The sequence below is a fragment of the Nitrospira sp. genome (assembly GCA_015709715.1).
Lineage (GTDB): Bacteria > Nitrospirota > Nitrospiria > Nitrospirales > Nitrospiraceae > Nitrospira_A.
This window is the reverse complement of the sequence record CP054184.1, coordinates 2,461,228-2,480,726: the sequence shown is the minus strand read 5'-3', so window position 1 is coordinate 2,480,726 and position 19,499 is coordinate 2,461,228. Positions and strand designations below refer to the sequence as shown.

Here is a 19,499-nt window from a genome sequence, read left to right as displayed (position 1 = left end):
GTTTCGCAGGGAGGAAGCGGTCGAAAATCCGGCCGGAGAGGGTCAGGCGACGCGGGAGGAGCCCGACGATTCGAGCATCGACAGGATGAATTGCTGGATCCGCGCCTCGGCCACGGCATTCATGGTGACGGTTTCAAGACCAAACACATGGCCCTGTACCCACTGCACCGTCACGCCCTCGATGTCGATCGCTTTCGGCTGATCGGGAAGGAAGACGCGCAAGGTCAGCTTCATGCCGACCGAGACAGGTTTGTCGCCTTCGATCCGCCATCCCTTCACAGAGAGATCGCAGACCTTCCCGGTACCGACCAGCCCTTCACCGAGATAGTACAAGAAACAGCTGACCGGCACACGGGCATGCGAACGGGGCTTGTGTGACTCGGCCATGGCGGGCTCCAGTAGTAAGATCAACCGGCGGCATTCATCGAACGATGCCCAGTGTACGCACTTGCGAAGAAAGGGCAAAGAATATCCCGTTTCTGGGAGCAGAAGGCGGTTACATGAGTGCGGAAAGGAAGGTCCGAAGGTGCGCTTGCTCCACCGGTTTCATCGACGTCACTTCGACGCCGAACTCCTGTCCACGCGACCATCGAACGACGGCCTGATCGATGAACACCGTCGGATTGTGATCGGGGAGAAACACACAGAGCGTTACGACGGCGCCGGGTGGCACCGGGTGGCTTCCGTCGACGCGCCAGCCGCTGAGCGACAAATTCCAAGCCGTGCCGGTCCCCTGGAACTCATCAGAGGAATAGTAGACGGAACAATGAACGGGAAAGCGGCGGAAGGCGCGAAGGTGAAAGCGACTGCTCAACATGGCAACGTCCACTCCTACACGTTCAAGCCGCAGGGGAGCTGCGCGAATCCTACGCGAATCCGCACCCAGCCGCAACCAGGACGAGCAGAGAGGAAGACCATTGCGAGCGGATCCGCACAATGCAGACAGTGCGTAATGCCTCTTCGCGGTTCGCTGGAGAGAACGGACACAACGGGCACCAAGCTTTTTCGAGACATTTGTCGGGATCATATATTGCAGCGTGCAACCGTAGAGAATGCACCTATGTTGATCAGGCTATCGCGTTCGATCTGAACGGGGTGACCAACGATGTCCGCCACGCATTCACAACCGGCCTTGGCATGCGACGATGGGATCGATCGGCAAATTCTACTCCTGCTGGAACGGCATTCTCGAATGACCTTTCTCGCGTTGGCGGAACACCTGCCGGCTTGCACGTGGCGAACGCTCTTCATCGCCCTTTCTCGACTCCACCTGCAGGGTCGGATCGAACTGCTGGCGCTGAAACGAGATTACGAGATCTTGCGACGCACCGCCTTCACGCCTCGATCCTCATCATTGGAGGGCCGCGACCATGCGATTTTGGAAGGCGGTTGAGGTCTCACTGTTGATGGTGGCGGGACAATGCCTCCTTCTCGTCGGTTGCCGGACGACAGGCACTGAACTCGAACTGACCGCGTATGACCTGGCTCAGGATCAGCAGAAGATCGCCGGTTTCTTAGGGCAGGAAGCAGAACGGTTCCGCCAAAAAGCCCGTGAGCTGACCCATCGCGCTGCAGTCTACGAGCATCTGTTCGGAAAGGATTCTGACTGGGTGACCGGTACGCAGTTGTTAGTGGAGTCCTATGAAGCCGCGGCGCAGGACCGCGAGCGAACCGCTGAAACCCATCGGCAGGCGGCGCAAGGCCACGGATTCTTTTTTCCCTGAGCCGGCACCTCGGGTTTCGCAAGGAGGAGCCATGCGACGAGCCATCCTGGTTGGAGCCGCCCTGGCCTCCCTCTGCAGCCTCCCAGGCTGCGGGAACACCGTCCATCCCGGACAACGCGGGCTCCGGTGGTACCCGCTGACGGAAGGTCTGACGACGGAGACCTTGAAGTCAGGATTTTATTGGCGCGCTCCGTGGAACGACATTTTCATCTACGACGTTCGCCTGCAAAGCTATACCGAGATGGTCGATGCCCTCAGTTCCGACGATCTGCTGGTCAGGCTGAAGGCGGCAATCATCATGCGGCCGATCGTGGATGAGATTTACTTTCTGGCGCAAGAGATCGGACCGGACTTCTATCCGCGTGTCGTGAGACCGGAACTGCTGGCCGCCGTGCGCAGCGTGGTGTCGAACTACCCCATGGTCTCGGTTCCTGAGCGGAGCGCCGAGATCGCCAGCAAGGTCCAGGCCGTGGTGGTGGACAAGTTGAAGGGGCGCCATCTGGAAGTCCACAGCGTCGCCTTGGCCGATATCGAACTCGCCAAGATCGTATTGGAAGCCGTCGAACGGAAGCAGGCCAAGGAGCAGGAAAAAGAACAAAAGGAATTCGAACTCGTGATCGCCGAAAAAGACGCCGAAATCGCGCGGCGACGGGCACGCGGCGAAGGAGACGCCGTGCGCATCAGATCGGAAGGCGAAGCGGAAGGCATGAAGATCCGGGCGTTGGGACAAGCCAAGGCGCAGGAAACGATCACCTCCACCCTCACCCCCAGCTACCTGCGCTACAAGCTCTATGACAGCCCGACGGCAAAGATGGTGTTACTGCCGGAGGATGTGCGCGTTCCTATTTTGATCGCTCCGAACAGCGGTGACGAGGCGAAACCGAGTCGTGAGGGCCTGACGAGAGCGGAACAGGATGTGATGGATCGGAAACAATGAACGGGCATCGTGCCGGATTGAACAGGGAAGGACGTGCATGTCGTGTAGCCGATGTCAAGGATTGATGGTCACCGAATTCTTGTTTTGTCCTGGCGAGGGATCGATTCATCGGTGGCTACCGATCACACGCTGCCTCAACTGCGGCAACCTCGAAGACCGCCTCATCCGACGCGCTCGGCGGTTGCCCGGTCGAACCGGGTCCTCTGGAGGACAGAGCGCGGAGTAGACCGCCGCCGCGCACGGCCCGGGTTAGGGATGACGACCTGTTGACGACTTCCGAATATGGTCTGGAACATCGTTCGATGACGAGGATGTACGGCGATACCATTGTCTCAGGAGCGGCGCTCCGGTGCCTCCTCGGCATAATGGGCGTCGTGAGCGTCTTGACCTGTGCCTTGTCTGCGTCGGGAGAACCCATTCCGGACGAAGATCGCACCATTACTCTCTATCAGCAACTGGCTCCCGCCACCGTGTTTCTTTCCGTCACGCATGGCCCGGCCCATCCCTTCTCAAGCTCGCCGACCACAGGGGTGGGGGCCGGCTTCGTCGTGGATGAAGACGGCACGGTCGTGACCAATGCCCACGTCGTGGAAGAGGCTCGAGGCGTCATGGCCACGCTCTATGACGGACGGCGGATCTCGGCTGCCATCGTGGGAGTAGATCCCGTCTCGGACGTGGCAGTCCTTCAATTGGATGCGGAGCGGCCCCCGATCACCCCCGTCAGGCTGGGCAATTCCGACACGTTGCGCATTGGGCAACAGATGCTGGTGGTGGGGAGCCCGTTTGGTCTGGGATTTACCCTGACGACCGGCATCGTCAGCGGAATGGGACCAGTGCGCGGTCTGCCGGCCGTGCCCTCCCGATTGATTCAGACGACCGCCCCGCTCAACCCCGGCAACAGCGGCGGTCCCTTGGTCGATTCGGAAGGGTTGGTGGTCGGCATCGCAACGGCGACGCTGGCCGGAGCCCAAAACATCGGCTTTGCCATTCCCATCAATACCGCCAAACAGGTGCTGACGGAGTTGCGAGAGAAGGGACGGGTCATCCGCCCTTGGCTCGGCATCGGCGGGAAATTCGTCACGCGCGACCTACAGCGATTACTGAGATTGCCGTTGACCGATGGGTTGTTGGTCGAAGAGGTGGAGGACGACAGCCCTGCCAAGGAAGCCGGCCTCGTCACGGGTCCCCTCAGTCTGGTCATCGATGGAGTGCCGTGGGTACTGGGCGGGGATATCGTGGTCTCGCTTCAAGGCCGGCCCGTCGAGACGGCGGAGGTGTTCGCCCAAGTGGTCTCGCAATTTCAAGTGGGCCAGGAAATCCGGATCGAGGTCATGCGAGACGGGCACCGTCTTGAGCGAGTTGTCGTGCTGCGCGAACGGCCCAGACCATCGCCTCGACAACGGCAGCCGCGGCAGTCGATTGCGGAAACCATGCTCCCCCAAACCGTGCAGGCGCCCCCCGCACCACGCTCTTCGTTTTGAGCATCCTCTGTCAGCCTAAGATCCTATGGATCCGAGCGATCCTGCACAGTCCGCTCAGGTGATTTCTGCACACCGTCGGTCTTGAGACGAGCAGACCGTTACCCGAAAATCAATAAACTTCACATCCACCGCCGTGGAGCCATCGGCCGCCCATACAGGCAGGATTATTGCTTGATCAGAGCCGCGACAAGCGTCCCCACGACATCGCCCCCTCAGGAGGTCTTACGTGTGATCTCGGTCCACCGTCGCTATCAGGCCTTGCTGGACGTGACCAATGTCCTCAACTCGCAACGCGAGATGGAACGTTTGTGGCAAGCCTGCACCGACTGCATCAAGTCCGTGGTACCTTGGGAACGGGCGGGTCTCTTGCTCTATGTGCCGGAGGAAGATGGGTTTCGGTTTTATGCCCTGGAAACCACCATGCCCAAGCGGGTGCTTGAGCGCGAGACCGTCATCCCGCGAGCAGGCAGCGCGGCGGGATGGGTGTATGACCATCGTGACGTCCACATTCGCCCCTTCCTACAGACACAACAGGTGTTCATCGAAGACCACTTCTACGCCCAAGAGGGACTGGGCCGCATGGTCAACCTTCCCCTCCTAGTACGTGGGAATTGCTTGGGGACACTCAATATCGGCAGCGTGACTGCAGGCAACCCCGATGCCGACATGCTGGAATTTCTCCGCCAGATCGCCACTCAAGTGGCCCTGGCCATCGATACGATCCAGGCCTATGAGCAATTGACGCAACTGAGTCATCGCTTAACCAAACACCAGGCCTCCCTGAAGGAGGAGGTGAAACAGGAGCGTCGCTTTGCGTCGCTCATCGGCCAAAGCGCGTCATTGCGGACGGTGATGGAACAAATCCATGCCGTCGCGTCGACAGCTTCGACGGTCCTGATCGCCGGTGAAACGGGAACCGGAAAAGAACTGGTCGCCCGCGCCATCCACGAAAGCAGTCCGCGCAAGAACAGGCCATTCGTACGGTTGAATTGCGCGGCCCTACCCAGCGGCTTGGTGGAAAGCGAGCTGTTCGGGCATGAGCGAGGCGCGTTCACGGGCGCGATTCAGCGGCATCAAGGCCGGTTCGAGCTCGCCCACGAAGGAACCCTGTTTCTCGATGAGATCGGGGAGATGCCCTTGACCGTCCAGGCCAAACTCCTGCGCGTCCTGGAGGATCACCAGGTCGACCGGGTAGGCGGAACGCGCGCGATCCCCGTTGACGTGCGCCTCATCGCCGCCACCAACGTCGATTTGGCTGAAGCCGTATCGCAGAAACGATTTCGGGCCGATCTATATTATCGGCTGAAGGTCTTTCCGATTGTCCTGCCCCCCTTGCGCGAGCGCAGAGAAGACATCCCTCTCCTCGCCCGACACTTTCTCCGCCTGTGCCGTACCAAATTGAAGCGCGACGACCTGCTGCTCGATGACACGGCTTTGGCGCGGCTCACGGAGTACGACTGGCCGGGCAACATCCGCGAGCTCCAAAATGTCATCGAACGGGCTGCGATCCTCGCGCCGACGCGTCTCGTGGAAATCGATGAACGCATCATGCGTACACCGCCACCGCAGGGGCCGACCGTGGAACGGGCCGTCACCTTGTATGAGTCGGAACGCTGCCACATTCTTCACACGCTGGAACAGGCGGGATGGCGCATCTACGGTCCGCTGGGAGCCGCCACTCGATTAGGGATTAATCCCAGCACCTTACGCAGTCGCATGAAGAAACTGGGACTCTCGCGACCAACGACGCTGCTTCCTCCGCTTGCTTCATTCGATTCGATCATTGCGCCCTACTCCCCTCCCGTCGTTGAACATCACGATGCCGTGTGAAAAACCGCGACCAATCGCGGGTCGATGTCTGCCGACAGGTCCCGCAAGCCTTCTCTTCTCGAAGCTCCTCGACGCCCTGTAGGCAGAATTCGTGCGTCGTTTGGAGTTGAACGGAGGCCCATTCAGTCCGGCGGGAGTCGTGGTATGCGGCTTGCTCTAGGGACTAGCCTAATCACAGGAGCGAGAGGCCGCCCTTACAATACACACAAAGGCCATGCAGAAAACGCATGGGAGGAGATCCTGAGACCATGAAGTTCCTGGCCGTTCATCCAAGTCCTCTGATGTATACCAAGATCTTTTTGCGATTGGAGCCGTTGGGGCTGGAACTGGTTGCTGAAGCCGTTCGCCGGGCCGGCCACGAGGTCTACCTGATCGACCTCCAGGTGGAACGCCACAAAGACTACTTCGCGATCCTGGAGAGTTGGCAGCCTGATGTCGTGGGGTTCTCCTGTAATTATCTAGCCAATGTGCCGGAAATTCTCGACTTGGCCAAACGGACCAAGGAGCGGTCTCCCAAGAGCTTCGTGCTCGTCGGCGGACACAGTGCATCCTTTATCGCCACAGAATTGTTGGCGCATGGCGCGGGGGCCATCGATTGCGTCCTGAAAGGAGAAGGAGAGGCCGCCTTGCCGCTGCTGCTCGACGTCATCGAGCAGGATCGTCGAGCCGTGACCCAGGTGCCGGGCGCCGTCAGCCTGTACGGCGAGGGCCCTCCTCCCATGTTCGTCCAGAGCCTGGATGATCTCCAGCCGGCCCGTGACCTCCTTCGTCGCCGGCATAAGTACTTCATCGGTGTCCTGGATCCCTGCGCTTCGATCGAATTCACCCGCGGCTGCCCCTGGGACTGCTCCTTCTGCAGCGCCTGGACGTTCTACGGTCGCAGCTATCGTCCGCTCAGTCCGGAACGCGTCATCGAGGATTTGGCCAGGATCAAGGAGCCGGGCATCTTCATCGTGGATGACGTGGCCTTTATCCAAGCCAAACACGGCGCCGAGATCGGGGAAGCGATCGCCAGAAAGGGCATCAAGAAGCAGTACTACCTGGAGACACGCGGCGATGTCCTGCTGCGCAACAAGGACGTCTTCAAACTCTGGAAGCGCCTCGGGATGCAATACATGTTCATCGGAGTCGAGGCCATCGACGAAGCAGGTCTGAAACTGCACCGCAAGCGTGTGTCCCTGGGCAAGAACTTCGAGGCCTTGGAGTTTGCGCGCTCCCTAGGGATCACCGTGGCCATCAATCTCATTGCCGATCCCGATTGGGACAGGGCCCGCTTCGAAACCATTCGACAGTGGTGCCTGGACATTCCCGAAATCGTCAATATCAGCGTGAATACTCCGTATCCGGGCACCGAGAGCTGGCACACGGACGGACACAAGGTCCAAAGCCGCGATTACCGATTGTTCGATATTCAGCATGCCGTGCTGCCCACCAGGCTGCCGCTTCGGGAATTCTATGAGGAACTGGTGAAGACCCAGCAAGTGCTGAACATCAAGCATCTCGGATGGAACGCGCTCAAGGGAACGGCGAAAATCGCGGCAGGACATCTCCTGCGCGGACAAACCAATTTCATCAAGATGCTGTGGAAGTTCAACTCGGTGTATAACCCGACACTCCAGTTGGCCGACCACAGCCGTCCGATTACGTATGAGATGGCGCTGCCCCCTCCCCGTCGAGATCGCGTCGAGAACCACTTGATCTATATCCATAAGGATCGGGGGCGACAGGCCCGCGCGCTCGACGATGCGACCGAGCGGTTCGTGGACCAGACTCGCATGGGTGCCGGCGCCGCAGGATGACGTCTCCGACGCACCTCGCCCGAAGATCGCCACGTTCACCCGACAGCGGATCGTTTGACTCGTACGCTCGCTCGACGTGCGGATGCGTTCGGCGAGCCGGAGTGCACGGCTCACAAGGAGGTGCTCTATGTCACGCGTCCTGCATTTACTCTGCGCCTCGATGTTCATGGTCATCACCGGCGCCTGTGCGGAGGCCGCCGACATACGTCCCACCGTGACAACAGGCGCGGCAGCTGCGTCACCGATGAAGGTGGCGGAAACGAAAGCCCTCCTCAGGGATCTGTGGCTCGGCCATATCCTGTCGATTCGCAACGTAGCCGTGGCGACGATGGACAAGAACGCCGCCGCCAGAGAGGCTGCCGAATCCACGGTGGTCACCAATGCCGAACAAATTGCGCGTTCGATCGAACCGTTCTACGGCAAGTCCTCGTCGGACAAACTGTTCACGTTGTTGGCCGGGCACTATACCGCCATCCGCGACCACTTGGATGCCCTCGCCGCCGGAAACCAGGACGATCAAGACCTGGCCGTCACAGTCCTCACCGCCAATGCGGCCGACATTTCGAGTTTTCTCAGCAGCGCAAATCCTTACTTGCCGAAGCACAGGCTGATGGGCTTGCTGACAGCGCACGCAGCCCATCACATGACGGAGTTTCGGCAACTGAAAGCCGGAGAGTATGTCCGAGAAGGCGAAACGTGGCACGGAATGAAGCAGCATATCTACATAGTCGCGGACGCATTGACGGATGGACTCGCAGCACAATTCCCCGAGAAATTCTGAGGCGTGCGAATCCTGATGCCGCGCACTGCGCGAATCTGCTCATTCAGCCGATCGTGATCGACTCAGTCCATCGCGACAAATCGCGACTGCACAGCATAAATCGTGAGCCATCGCGGGCCGATCCGCCTCCATTCCGGCACTCGAACGTATGCCCACCCATCCCGCACCTCTAACCCGTTGTTATCGCATCGTCCGCCGCAGGAATGCTCGCCCTATCTCGCCAGGTATTTCCCTTGCACATTGACAAGCGGCATGCAGGTAGGAACGCATCGCGACACGAAGGCCTCCTTCTCGATCATTCGCATGGTCGCAGCACCAGGTACGCTTGGACTCGTACTTCTGAGCGGCCTGGGATTGGGCGGCTGTCAGGCCTCGGGGCCATTCGCCGGACCGACCTTCGCACTCGACAACGCTCAATTCATGGCCACTTGGAAGACCTACCTTCACTGTCGATCAAGCGCCGATCCTGCCGAGATCCGAGCCGACCTGTTGCAGCTCACCCATGTCGCACGAATGGCCTCCGGCCGGAACCGCGCATCGTTCCTTCTGTTGCCTGCCTCGCTGAGATCCTTTCTTGCCTTGCCGCCGTCGAGATTAGCCGTTGATCCTCACGCGATGGCCGTGACCTGTGCGTTGCATGGAAGCGATGTGGCCAAGGCCACGGGACAAACTGACCTGAGCCGGGAACTGCTTACCACGATTGTGAGGACATCGGCAGGCAACAAGGCCCTGCCCCATTCCGCCGAGGCGGCCCTCGACGCGAATGGACGGCATGAATGATCCCATCGGTCGTATGAGGGGCCGGCTCGACTGGAGGTGTCATGGATACAGGTTTCGACTTCGATCTCGTCTGCATCGGCAGTGGCCCGGCCGGTCAGCGGGCCGCGATTCAAGCGGCCAAACTCGGTAAGCGAGCGGCGGTCGTGGAGAAGGGCCCTACGGTGGGCGGCGTCTGCCTGGATAAGGGCACCATTCCGAGCAAGACATTTCGCGAAGCCGTGTGCGCTCTCTCACACGAACGCGGAGGATTCGGCCGTGCGTCGGGATTCAGCGTCGAGACGGAACGAGGACGCCGCCCTCCGGCGGACGAACTCCTTCATCGTGTGGGAGTGGTCGGCCGCGGCGAATCTCGGGTGATCGAGCAGCAGTTGTGCCGAAACGAAGTCCGGTTGATTCGAGGCGAAGCCTCCTTTGTCGATCCGCACACCCTGACGGTGACCTCAGACAACGGACAACGGACGCTCACCGCCGACAACATCGTCATTGCCGTAGGCACCTATCCGGCCCCACCACCCGGCGTGCCGGCCGACGGGAACCTGATCCTCACGAGTGACGACCTGGTCCGGCTGCAGCGGTTGCCGAAAAAGCTCGTGGTCGTCGGCGGAGGCATCATCGGGATCGAATACGCCTCCATGTTCGCGGCCCTGCAGAGCGATGTGATTGTGGTGGATAAGCGCGACCGCCTGTTGGAATTCCTCGACCGAGAGAGTGTCGATGAACTCATGCATCAAATGCGACGGCGACGGGTCACGTTTCGCCTCGGGGAAGCCGTCGAGCGGCTGGACATCACAGGCACCGGTCCGCGACAGGCCGTCGTCTATCTGGAATCCGGCAAGACCATTGCCGCCGATCATGTCTTTTTTTCGGTCGGCCGGATCGGGGCTACCAGCCGACTCAATCTCGACGCCGTGGGACTTAAGCCCGATGAGCGGGGACGATTGACCGTCGATCGACAGTTCCGAACAGCCATCCCACACATCTTCGCCGTGGGCGACGTCATCGGTTATCCCAGTTTGGCCTCCACGTCGTTCCAGCAGGGCCGGCTGGCGGCCTGTTACGCGTTCGGCGTGGACCCGGGCACGATGAGCCCTTATCTACCGATCGGCATCTATGCCTTGCCGGAGGTGTCGGCCATCGGGCCGCCTGAACATGAATTGACCCAAAAGAAGATCCCCTATGAAAGCGGAATCGCTCGCTACGGCGAGATCGCCCGAGGACAGATTCTCGGGGACGACAGCGGCTTTCTGAAGTTGCTGTTCCATCGTGAAACCCAGCGGCTGCTGAGCGCCCATGCCGTGGGAACGGGCGCCACAGAACTGATCCATATCGGCCAGGCGGTCGTGGAGTTGGGCGGAGGCCTGCCTTACTTCTTGCAGACCGTATTCAATTACCCGACGTTGGCGGAATGTTACAAGGTGGCCTCACTCGACGCCTTCAATAAGCTGTCCAGACGATGACCCGCCGATCAGAACATCACGGCCCGATGGCCGGAACCAACATACCGAAGCCCGATCAGAGCGCCCTGCATAGCCGCCGAGGTCCGCTTACGTTTCCGAGAAGGTCCGGCATGGAAGGAGTATTGCGACGTGCGGATTCACTCCGAAGGCATAAGGAGCCGTCATGATGAAGGTCTCGCAAATCAAGATCGACAACCCTCTCCGTGCTCTCCCGGCGCTCGGCCAATCGATCTGGTTGGACGACCTCCGGCGGGGTGCCGTCACCAGTGGGGCATTACGGCGCCTGATCCAAGAGGATGGCTTGTCCGGAGTCACGTCGAATCCCAGCATCTTTGAACAGGCCATTACCGGGAGTTCGGATTATGACCAGGCGCTGCACATCCTCACACGCGAGGCCGGTCTGGATGCGAAGGCGCGCTACGAACGATTGGCCGTCGAGGATGCGCAATCCGTCGCCGACCTCTTACAGCCGATCTATGCCCGTACCAAGCGGCGCGACGGGTATGTGAGCCTGGATGTCTCACCGCACCTGGCTCACGACACGCGGGGCATGCTCGACGAGGCGAAACGGCTGTGGGACGCTGTCGGGCGAGACAACGTGATGATCACAATACCGGCCACGCCGGAAGGCATACCGGCCATCGTGCAACTCATCGGCAAGGGAATCAACGTCAACGTCACGTGGATCTTCGCACAAGATATCTATGAATCGGTGGCAGAGGCCTATCTCATAGGCTTGGAACAACGGTCGATACGGGGCGGCGACCTGACGAGCGTGGCAAGCGTCGCAAGTCTCTTCATCAGCCGCATCGATACGGAGGTGGATGCCTGGGCTGCCGCCGCCCTCCGGACAGCCCCGGACGAGACGACCACGGCTCTGCTCAGGGGACTACAGGGAACCGTCGCGATTGCGAACGCCAAGCTGGCCTATCAACGTTATCGCACGCTGTTTTCGAGCCCACGCTGGCAGGCGCTCGCCAGGCGCGGGGCCATGACTCAACGACTACTCTGGGCCGACACAACCACCACGAATCCCCCCTCTCGCGATGTGCAGTACCTGGAGGAGCTGATCGGACCAGACACGGTCGCCACCATGGCTCCCGCTACCCTTGAAGCCTTTCGTGACCACGGACGTCCGGCCGGCCGCCTCGCCACACACATTGATGGGGCGCGGGAAGTGCTGCGTGCCATGGACCAGGCCGGGCTTTCGATGACGGCAATCACGGACCGATTGTTGGCGGACGGGTTGCAATCCTTCCGTAGCGCCTTCGATCGCCTGCTCGTCGCAATCGACCGGCACGGGAAGGGTACCTATCCCGGACGACTCAACCGCTGGTCCTACCGCCTGCCCGCCGCCGTGGCGGCCGACGTGCACACCTCACTCAAGGAGTGGAGCAACGCCAACAAGGTCCGACGGCTGTGGGAACGCGACGCGTCGCTCTGGACCGATGGCGACGAGCATCAATGGCTTGGGTGGTTGGATATTACCGATCAGCAACTCGCGCATCTTTCCCCCCTCACCTCCCTCGCGGAAGAGGTCTCCAGAAGAGGCTTTACCCATGCGCTGCTCTTGGGCATGGGGGGGTCGAGTCTCTGCGCGGAGGTCCTGCGGACGACATTCGGAAAGCAGGCGGGGTATCCGGAACTTCATGTCCTGGATTCCACGGATCCGGCGCAGATCAGGGCCGTCGAAAAGAAGCTGCAGCTTGCGACCACGCTGATCCTCGTCTCCAGCAAATCCGGCAACACCATGGAATCGATGCTCTTGAAACAGCATTTCTTTGATCGGCTCCAACGCCTGGTTGGAGCCAGAGCGGCCGTACGGCAGTTCGTCGCGATCACGGACCCCGGCTCGGATCTCCAACGTCTGGCAGAAGCCGACGGCTTTGGGCGTCTCTACTTCGGGGTTCCGACGATCGGCGGTCGCTACTCGGCCCTGTCGAACTTCGGCATGGTCCCGGCGGCTGTGATGGGTCTGGACCTCGAGCAATTCCTCGAGGGGGCGGAAGAAATGGTAGAGGCTTGTTTCCCCTGCGTACCGGTCGAGCAGAATCCCGGCCTGGTGCTGGGGACCATCCTTGCCGTGTTCGCCGATCGAGGATGCAACAAGGTCACGATCCTCACGTCGCCTGAGCTCGACTCCTTGGGCATCTGGCTCGAGCAGCTTCTGGCCGAATCGACCGGGAAAACCGGCAAAGGCATAATTCCCATCGAGGGTGAAGCGGTCGGAGATCCCAAGATGTATGGAGAAGACCGCCTCTTCCTCTCCATCCGGCTGCAGACCTCCCCTGACCCGATCCACGATGCCGCGGTCGACCGGCTTGAGCGAGCAGGCCACCCGGTGGTCCGCATGACGGTGGCCGACCTGTACGAGATCGGACAGGAATTCTTCCGCTGGGAATTTGCCACCGCCGTCGCCGGGGCGATCCTGGGAGTCAATCCCTTCGACCAGCCGGATGTGGAGGCCGGCAAAGCAGCCACGAAGCGATTGACCACCGAGTACGAACGAAGCGGGAGGGTACCGGCAGAAACGCCCATCTTCGAGGAGCGTGGCCTCAGCCTCTATGCGACCCCTCAATACGCCCGAGAGCTGCGCGCCGCCGCCGGGACGACACCGTCCTTGCAAGCCTATCTCAAGGCCCATCTCAATCAATTGAAGCCCGGCGATTACGTGGCGTTGTTGGCCTACCTGGAGATGCGTCCCCAATACAAGGCGGAACTGCAGGCCATGCGTCAAAGGATCCGAGATGCCAAACGCATCGCCACCTGCCTCGAGTTTGGCCCTCGATTTCTCCATTCCACCGGACAGGCCTACAAGGGAGGACCCCACAACGGCCTCTTTCTCCAGCTGACGTGCGAAGATGCCGTCGACCTGTCGGTACCGGGGCAACGGTATACGTTCGGTCTCGTCAAGGCCATGCAGGCGCGCGGGGACTTCCACGTGTTGACGGAACGAGGTCGGCGCCTCTTGCGGATCCACCTCGACCTCGATGTGCAGGCGGGGTTGGCGACGTTGAAGTCGGCGATCGAGCAGGCCTTGGCATGAGACGACCGGCGTCGGGCGTAAGGGTACCGAGTCTCCCGCCGTCAGACGTCCTCTGCCATCACGGCTCGGCGCGTCGATCTTCTCCATCCGCGTGATGGCATCGACGGTGCATTCGACCAGCTTATCGGCCTCGAACTCGACACGGTAGGTGGTCTCGCTGCCCCTCCGGAAGCTCCAGCGTAAAATCGTTCCGTCGAGGATCGGCCGGCATCCGTCCCTACGGCACGGGCATTCGCCAGGAGGGTTTAGCCGACACCAGCATCCGATTCCCGGCGCCTAATTCGGTTTGTTGTTGCCCGGCGAACAGCCCTGACCCGCTGCCCATGTCGATCACGGCATAGTCCGGCGCTCCCTGGGGCTGACCGTCAAAGAGGTCGGCAACGGGAGCTATTGCCTCGAGCTGGAATAACTGGTCGGGGTTGAAATGAACCTGCATGGGCTAACCCAATTGTGACATTTTCCAGATAGATGTAGCTTGCTTGGCCATCCAACGCTGGCGCTCGGCAAGGCGGTCTACGCTCCAGCCGGTATTTTCGAGGGCAATTTTCTTTGTAATTTCGAGAGGGCTTTGACTATAGACTTGCTGTTTATTGTCGAACCCAGCATTACCCAAGTCACGGTTTTGCCCTGCCTCCATGATGGTCAAATTGCCGAGGCGGAAGACAAATTCTGCTACCTGCTCGTCGGTGAATTCCGGCCAGTTCTCCTCTGGGCTTTCAGGAAGGATGTGCTCCAAGGTATATCGCGGACTGTCGATGTCATACTCCTGCCCGGTAAGGTGTCGTTCTAGGCTGAAGAGAATGTATCGAGCAACATGCCGATTCCGCGAGGACGTAGTAGGCAATACCTTTCCTTCAAAGGCTAGACGAAAGACGGCATCGGGAACGTAAATGGGCGCAAGCGATCGTATCGCGTCTAAAGGTGAGCCAAAATCGTTCGAAGCGATTCGAAGGGCGACGGAGTTATAGACCCGTTCCTGTTCATTCGTAGCCAGACTTCCGATCACGTTGTATCTGAACGCGATGACGCTGCAGGCCTTCAAAAAAGTCGTGAATCCCTGCATATCAAAAGCACGGCGGGCCGCAATCAAGGCAGGCCAAGGCTGGCGAACGCTGAACATGCGCAACTCGCGCACATATGGCCTCTGGTCGTCTGACCATAAGGCGTCTTCGGGATTCGATAACGCCACGTACGTGTCGATGTCCTCTTCCATGTCGCGAATCAGCTCAAAGACTCGCGCTTTGGTTGGGGTCTCGGCTCGGATGGTCTTGAACAAGTCCGCCTCGCGAACGAACTTCCGGCGGCTATTCCAGTGCACACGAAGAAAATCCGGGAAGCTTTCGCCCCCGAGGCGCCCGACCATATTCTCCCAGCGGCGCTCCAGTGTCTCAATCTCACCGGAGTGCGCGCTTTCGCGGTGTACCACCGAGAACAGGTAGTTCTTGAGGAGATCTGTGGGCGACAGCTGCACCCCACGTGCGTTGAGCGTTTCGAAGACCTTGAACGCGTTCAATTCGTCGGTCACCGTAATCACTGTAAAAAAGAGCTTGTCCGAAACGTCGTCAATGAACTTCGCAAGGCTAGCCCCGCTCCGCTCTTTTCCATATGTGTCACGGACCTGTTTATAGAACCATTCGAATGATTTCCGCAGTGCATGCTCAGAAGCTCTCAAGCCGCGTTGCCGAAGTTTTTGAAGGGGTACGAGGTAGTCCTTGTAATAGCCATCGTTGTTCCGATTTAACGTCAGCTTGTTTTGGGCAACCAAGGTAACGGGGTCGAGAAATCCAATATAGGAATTGCGTAATTGTTCGATCCGGCGGCGGTTGTTGTCGGCTTCCACCTTGGAGTCCACGAGGTCCTGCATTACTCTCAGAACGGCAAGGACCATCAGACTGAGCGTTGTCATACGCTGTTGGCCGTCAATCACGTCGAAAGCCTTATTGTCACGGGTTTGAAGCACTAGGTAGCCCATATAGTGCGCCGGCTCCCCGCCCTGAAGCGTGCCTTGTATGTCTTGCCAAAGATCGTCCCACTCGTCCTGTGTCCAGCTATAGTCCCGCTGAAATCGAGGGACACGGAATGAAAGTCCATTGCCCATGAGTTGCCGAAATGTCTGATTGGCCGTATTGAAATTAATGACGGACATTTACGAACTCCTTCTCTCGGGTCACACCGTCTTGAAACTGATCATGCCTTTGGTTTTCAAGATCTGGACGGCGCTGGCTTTGAGCTGATCGTTTCCGGCGAAGCCTTCGTCGAGACACACGACCCGTTCCGGCTTCTTTGCCGCCACGGTTCGCGGATGTTGGAATGGTAGCGGCCGTCGGTCTCAGCGTTTGTGCTGAACTTCTTCCCCTCGGCATCCACCTGGCCGGTGTATTCCAGATAGGTCTGTAAGGATTCACTGTAGTTGTCTGGGTAGATGAAATCGTTACCGGTGTTGTAGAGCGGGTCGATGTAGATCATCTTGACCTTGCCCAGGTAGGACTTCTGCAAGAACTTGAGCACTTCCAGATTGTCGCCTTCGATGATGAGATTCTCGGTCTGGTCGAAGTTGATGCTCTCTTCGGGGCAGGGACGCAGCGTGGCCAGACTTAGCGTCTGAATGGTCCGGAAACAATCGGCCTTCCCCGGCCAGTGCATGCCGTAGCGTTCTTTGCCCACATCGACAGATTCGCCCAGCGCGAGCTTCAACCGTTCGAAGTCGATCTTGCCCTCTTCGGTCTGGGCCTCTGGGAAGAGGCGAAGCAGTTCTTGCCGCTTGTCCCCAGCGATATCGTGAGAACGAAGATCGAACTTGTCTGGTTCCACAGGACAGTCTCCCTGAACGCATTTCCTCTGACGTTACGTGCCGACGGATGACGAAGAGGGTGCGTTACTCTGTGTGTTGATCCAGTGTCAACAACAGTGAGAATCGACAAATTGTCGCGTGTGACGGGGAGAAGGGTTGGGGTGAGTGACGGGCTTCGAAATACATCCGACCCCCAGCCCAATCAACGAAATCAAACACTTGTATCGGCAAAACAGGGCAAAACTGAGCAAATTGTACGCAAATCCGCAACCGGACGCAACCAGGGACCTGGCTCCATAGAGGACGGAGGAGAACAGAGGTTGAAACAAGGCGACTCCTCGGGGACATCCGATGAGTAAGAGGCATTTGCCGCGAGTCCGGCACATTCACGACAAGGAGGAACAGCGATGGGACTACTCGCACTAGCTGGAATGGTATCGGGTGCGGGGGAGGCGCTCAGTAAAGCCGCCTCTCAGGCTACTGACATCTATGGGTCATCCATGCTCCACAAGGAGCGGGACAAGATGGAGATGCGCCGCCTGCAACTCATGGAAGACAACCAGAACACCCGTGAACAGCGCGGCTATGCCCACACGGAGGCAATGCAGGCCGGGCAGCAAGTCTTTCTGCGCGACCAACAAAACGCCGAATTCGCTCACGCCAGCTCGGCTCTGGACAAAACCCAAGGCTTCACGCGGGACGAGAACGACAAGACCAGGCAGCAGCATCGCGAAGACCAGTTGCAAGCGAAGGCCATCGCCGATGCGACGCTCGCGCAAGGTGACGCTCGCCTGGCCAACGATAAGGAGCACCAGGCGGCGACCAGCCGCCTCGCCGAGGCCAAGCTCGCCGCGGAGGCGAATAAAGAGGACTTGAAGCCATTAGGCGATGGGACGTTTATGCGACTCAATGCGAACGGGCGACCCATCGGCATCGCGATGGACCCAAACACGGGAAAGCCGCTGCAGGGGCCCAAGGACCTCCCGGCGATGACGAAGCTCATGGTCGACATCAATAAGACCATGATTCAGTTCAAGGGTGAACAGCTGAAGAATCCTAGTCTGCTCCCCGATGAGCGCAACGCGATCAACGCCGACATTGACCGGCTGAAGCAGAATACCGAACGGCTGTTAGGGATGGCGCCGGAGAAGAAGGGCCCGGTCGAAATCATTGACCCGTCCACGAAGACGACGCGGCGCACCCCAGCCACTGGCGCGGAGGAATATCTGGCGCAGATGCGGCAGCAGGCCGACCAGCGGGCCGCAGCGATGAAGAGCCGCACGCAGCAGCAGGCGCAGGCCGCCATGGATGCCGACAAGCCGGGCATGGCCGCCGCGACGACACCCCTTCCCGAGCCGCCTACCCAGATGCCTGGGGCCATCACAGCCATGGAACGGCAAATTCCGCGAGCCATGCAAGCGCCTGGAGACGTGAGCGTGCCAACCGGCATGGTGGCAAAGCTCAACCCCCTGAAGCAATTCGAGACGGATCGACCGGCCAAGGTTCCGCGAGAATTGGACCGCGCCACGCCGCAACCGGCCACGCCCGTCGCGCAGTCGCCGGAGTTTGTGGACCCCAAGCAGGCCGAACTGCAGGCGCGCACGACGCCCGGGCAGCCTGGCGCCACCTTCCCCCTGACGGGGCAGGAACCGAAAGGCATGCTCGCGAGAGTGCAGGAGCCGCCGATTACCGACCCGAACGGGCCACCGGTTGAACCGGACCCGCTGGACGCGGACGGTAAGCAGGCTTCGGCCGATGGCACGCCAGCCTCGCGACCGACGGGTCGCGCCCTGACGCCGAAGCAGCTCACCAACCTCCTGACGACCGAACAGAAGACCGCGATCGCGGACATGCGCGAGCGAGTCCTGAAGCCGGGTATTTCCGAACGGCCCGCGACGCCTGGCCAGCTGCAGGACTTGGTCATTAAGACCTATGGCCCGATCTTCCGGGAGAACGGGCAGAGCCCGGCTGAACTGGCCGACTTCGTTGAAGAGATGATGAAAACGTTGTTGCCTGGCAGGAAAATACGTGGGTAGGAACCTATAAACGGGAGGAATGATTGGAATGACTGAGGACACGACAGCCTTAACACTAACCCTGAAAGAAGAGGCGTTCTGCCTGTCCGTCCTTGCCGGACAGAACTCGTCGAAGGCATATCAAGAAGCCTTTAAACCACGGCGGGCGAAGGCGAAAACGATTCATGAGAAGGCGAGCCGCCTCATGGCGAAGGGCAAGATTCGGGCAAGGTTGGCCGAACTGATGCGGCCGGTTATTCAGCGGGCGCAATTAACCCGCGAGCAGTGGCTAGAATGTCTGGCTCGGGTAATCCTTGCCGATCCCCGCAAGATGTTCGATGCGCACGGGAACCCGCTCGAAATTACCGAGCTGGCCGAGAACGAGGCCTCAGCGATCGCCGGATTTGAGTTCTACGAGGACTTTGAGGGCAAAGGCGAGTCACGAAAGGCCGTCGGCTACACGAAGAAGTTCAAGCTGGCCGATCGGCTGCGGGCCCTGGAACTGTACGGCAAGGCGCAATGCTACTACGCCGAGAAAATGGTAGTCACGGGAGTTGACGGCCAGCCGATCGAGGTCAGCAATAACATCACCGTCGAGTTCGTGGAGCCGGCTAGAACATCCGCCTTGGTAACGCAATAGCTCGTGTGGACGACAGTACGGTTATGGGGTGAGGTCTAGGAGACGGGGGGACACACCCTCTGCGCTTCCAGGCGATCATGTCCAGACAAGCCGTGTTCATCTGGGCATTTGTGCGAATGTACACAACACCTCAAACCGAGGCGGATTAAGGCCCTGATTCCCGCGAAGGACGAGGCGAACACCGATGCCAGCGACAGCGAAGACCCGGACGATGATGG

17 protein-coding genes are annotated in these 19,499 nt (G+C 59.8%); 12 read left to right on the top strand and 5 right to left on the bottom strand.

The window, feature by feature from the left end; all coding sequences use genetic code 11:
* Window positions 1-42: 42 nt before the first annotated feature.
* Together HRU82_11940 and HRU82_11935 are read right to left on the bottom strand one after the other, a co-directional pair.
* Entirely contained in the window at window positions 43-387 is a 345-nt protein-coding gene (locus HRU82_11940; GenBank protein ID QOJ35606.1) for a PilZ domain-containing protein, read from the bottom strand.
* 109 nt (window positions 388-496) lie between these two features.
* Window positions 497-817, bottom strand: coding sequence for a PilZ domain-containing protein (locus tag HRU82_11935; protein ID QOJ35605.1), 321 nt, complete (start codon window positions 815-817; stop codon window positions 497-499).
* 288 nt (window positions 818-1,105) lie between these two features.
* Here HRU82_11935 and HRU82_11930 point away from each other — a divergent pair, with 288 nt between their 5' ends.
* The 10 genes from HRU82_11930 to HRU82_11885 all read left to right on the top strand — a co-directional run bounded on the left by HRU82_11930 (window position 1,106) and on the right by HRU82_11885 (window position 13,835).
* The gene (locus tag HRU82_11930; protein ID QOJ35604.1) at window positions 1,106-1,393 is read left to right on the top strand and encodes a hypothetical protein; all 288 of its coding nucleotides are present in this window, start codon (window positions 1,106-1,108) and stop codon (window positions 1,391-1,393) included.
* On the top strand, window positions 1,371-1,724 hold the full coding sequence (locus tag HRU82_11925; protein ID QOJ35603.1) for a hypothetical protein: 354 nt from the start codon (window positions 1,371-1,373) through the stop codon (window positions 1,722-1,724). Before HRU82_11930 ends, HRU82_11925 begins: the two co-directional genes overlap by 23 nt.
* 31 nt (window positions 1,725-1,755) lie before the next feature.
* The gene (locus HRU82_11920; protein QOJ35602.1) at window positions 1,756-2,661 is read left to right on the top strand and encodes a prohibitin family protein; all 906 of its coding nucleotides are present in this window, start codon (window positions 1,756-1,758) and stop codon (window positions 2,659-2,661) included.
* Window positions 2,662-2,927: 266 nt separating this feature from the next.
* On the top strand, window positions 2,928-4,142 hold the full coding sequence (locus HRU82_11915) for a trypsin-like peptidase domain-containing protein (GenBank protein ID QOJ35601.1): 1,215 nt from the start codon (window positions 2,928-2,930) through the stop codon (window positions 4,140-4,142).
* Between the two features lie 297 nt (window positions 4,143-4,439).
* Complete coding sequence (locus HRU82_11910; GenBank protein ID QOJ37193.1) at window positions 4,440-5,972, top strand: sigma 54-interacting transcriptional regulator; 1,533 nt, start codon at window positions 4,440-4,442, stop codon at window positions 5,970-5,972.
* A gap of 248 nt (window positions 5,973-6,220) precedes the next feature.
* Window positions 6,221-7,771 carry a hopanoid C-3 methylase HpnR gene (gene hpnR / locus HRU82_11905; GenBank protein ID QOJ37192.1) on the top strand — a complete coding sequence of 517 codons (1,551 nt, stop codon included), beginning with the start codon at window positions 6,221-6,223 and terminating at the stop codon, window positions 7,769-7,771.
* Window positions 7,772-7,898: 127 nt separating this feature from the next.
* Window positions 7,899-8,552, top strand: a complete 654-nt coding sequence (locus HRU82_11900; protein QOJ35600.1) for a hypothetical protein — start codon at window positions 7,899-7,901, stop codon at window positions 8,550-8,552.
* 252 nt (window positions 8,553-8,804) lie between these two features.
* Window positions 8,805-9,332: a hypothetical protein gene (locus HRU82_11895; protein ID QOJ35599.1), complete on the top strand. Its 528-nt coding sequence runs from the start codon at window positions 8,805-8,807 to the stop codon at window positions 9,330-9,332.
* Window positions 9,333-9,373: 41 nt separating this feature from the next.
* Window positions 9,374-10,789, top strand: a complete 1,416-nt coding sequence (gene sthA / locus HRU82_11890; protein ID QOJ35598.1) for a Si-specific NAD(P)(+) transhydrogenase — start codon at window positions 9,374-9,376, stop codon at window positions 10,787-10,789.
* A gap of 166 nt (window positions 10,790-10,955) precedes the next feature.
* Entirely contained in the window at window positions 10,956-13,835 is a 2,880-nt protein-coding gene (locus HRU82_11885; protein QOJ37191.1) for a bifunctional transaldolase/phosoglucose isomerase, read from the top strand.
* A gap of 217 nt (window positions 13,836-14,052) precedes the next feature.
* Here HRU82_11885 and HRU82_11880 read toward each other — a convergent pair whose 3' ends face one another.
* The 3 genes from HRU82_11880 to HRU82_11870 are packed head-to-tail and all read right to left on the bottom strand — an operon-like array spanning window position 14,053 to window position 16,646.
* On the bottom strand, window positions 14,053-14,271 hold the full coding sequence (locus HRU82_11880) for a hypothetical protein (protein ID QOJ35597.1): 219 nt from the start codon (window positions 14,269-14,271) through the stop codon (window positions 14,053-14,055).
* Window positions 14,272-14,274: 3 nt separating this feature from the next.
* Window positions 14,275-15,981, bottom strand: a complete 1,707-nt coding sequence (locus tag HRU82_11875; protein QOJ35596.1) for a DUF262 domain-containing protein — start codon at window positions 15,979-15,981, stop codon at window positions 14,275-14,277.
* Window positions 15,982-16,037: 56 nt separating this feature from the next.
* Window positions 16,038-16,646: a hypothetical protein gene (locus HRU82_11870; GenBank protein ID QOJ35595.1), complete on the bottom strand. Its 609-nt coding sequence runs from the start codon at window positions 16,644-16,646 to the stop codon at window positions 16,038-16,040.
* Window positions 16,647-17,033: 387 nt separating this feature from the next.
* On the opposite strand from HRU82_11870, the gene HRU82_11865 reads away from it, so the two are divergent.
* Together HRU82_11865 and HRU82_11860 are read left to right on the top strand one after the other, a co-directional pair.
* Window positions 17,034-18,662, top strand: coding sequence for a hypothetical protein (locus HRU82_11865; protein ID QOJ35594.1), 1,629 nt, complete (start codon window positions 17,034-17,036; stop codon window positions 18,660-18,662).
* Window positions 18,663-18,690: 28 nt separating this feature from the next.
* A complete protein-coding gene (locus tag HRU82_11860; protein ID QOJ35593.1) occupies window positions 18,691-19,281 on the top strand; it encodes a terminase small subunit in 591 nt (196 codons plus the stop codon).
* The last annotated feature ends 218 nt before the right edge of the window (window positions 19,282-19,499 follow it).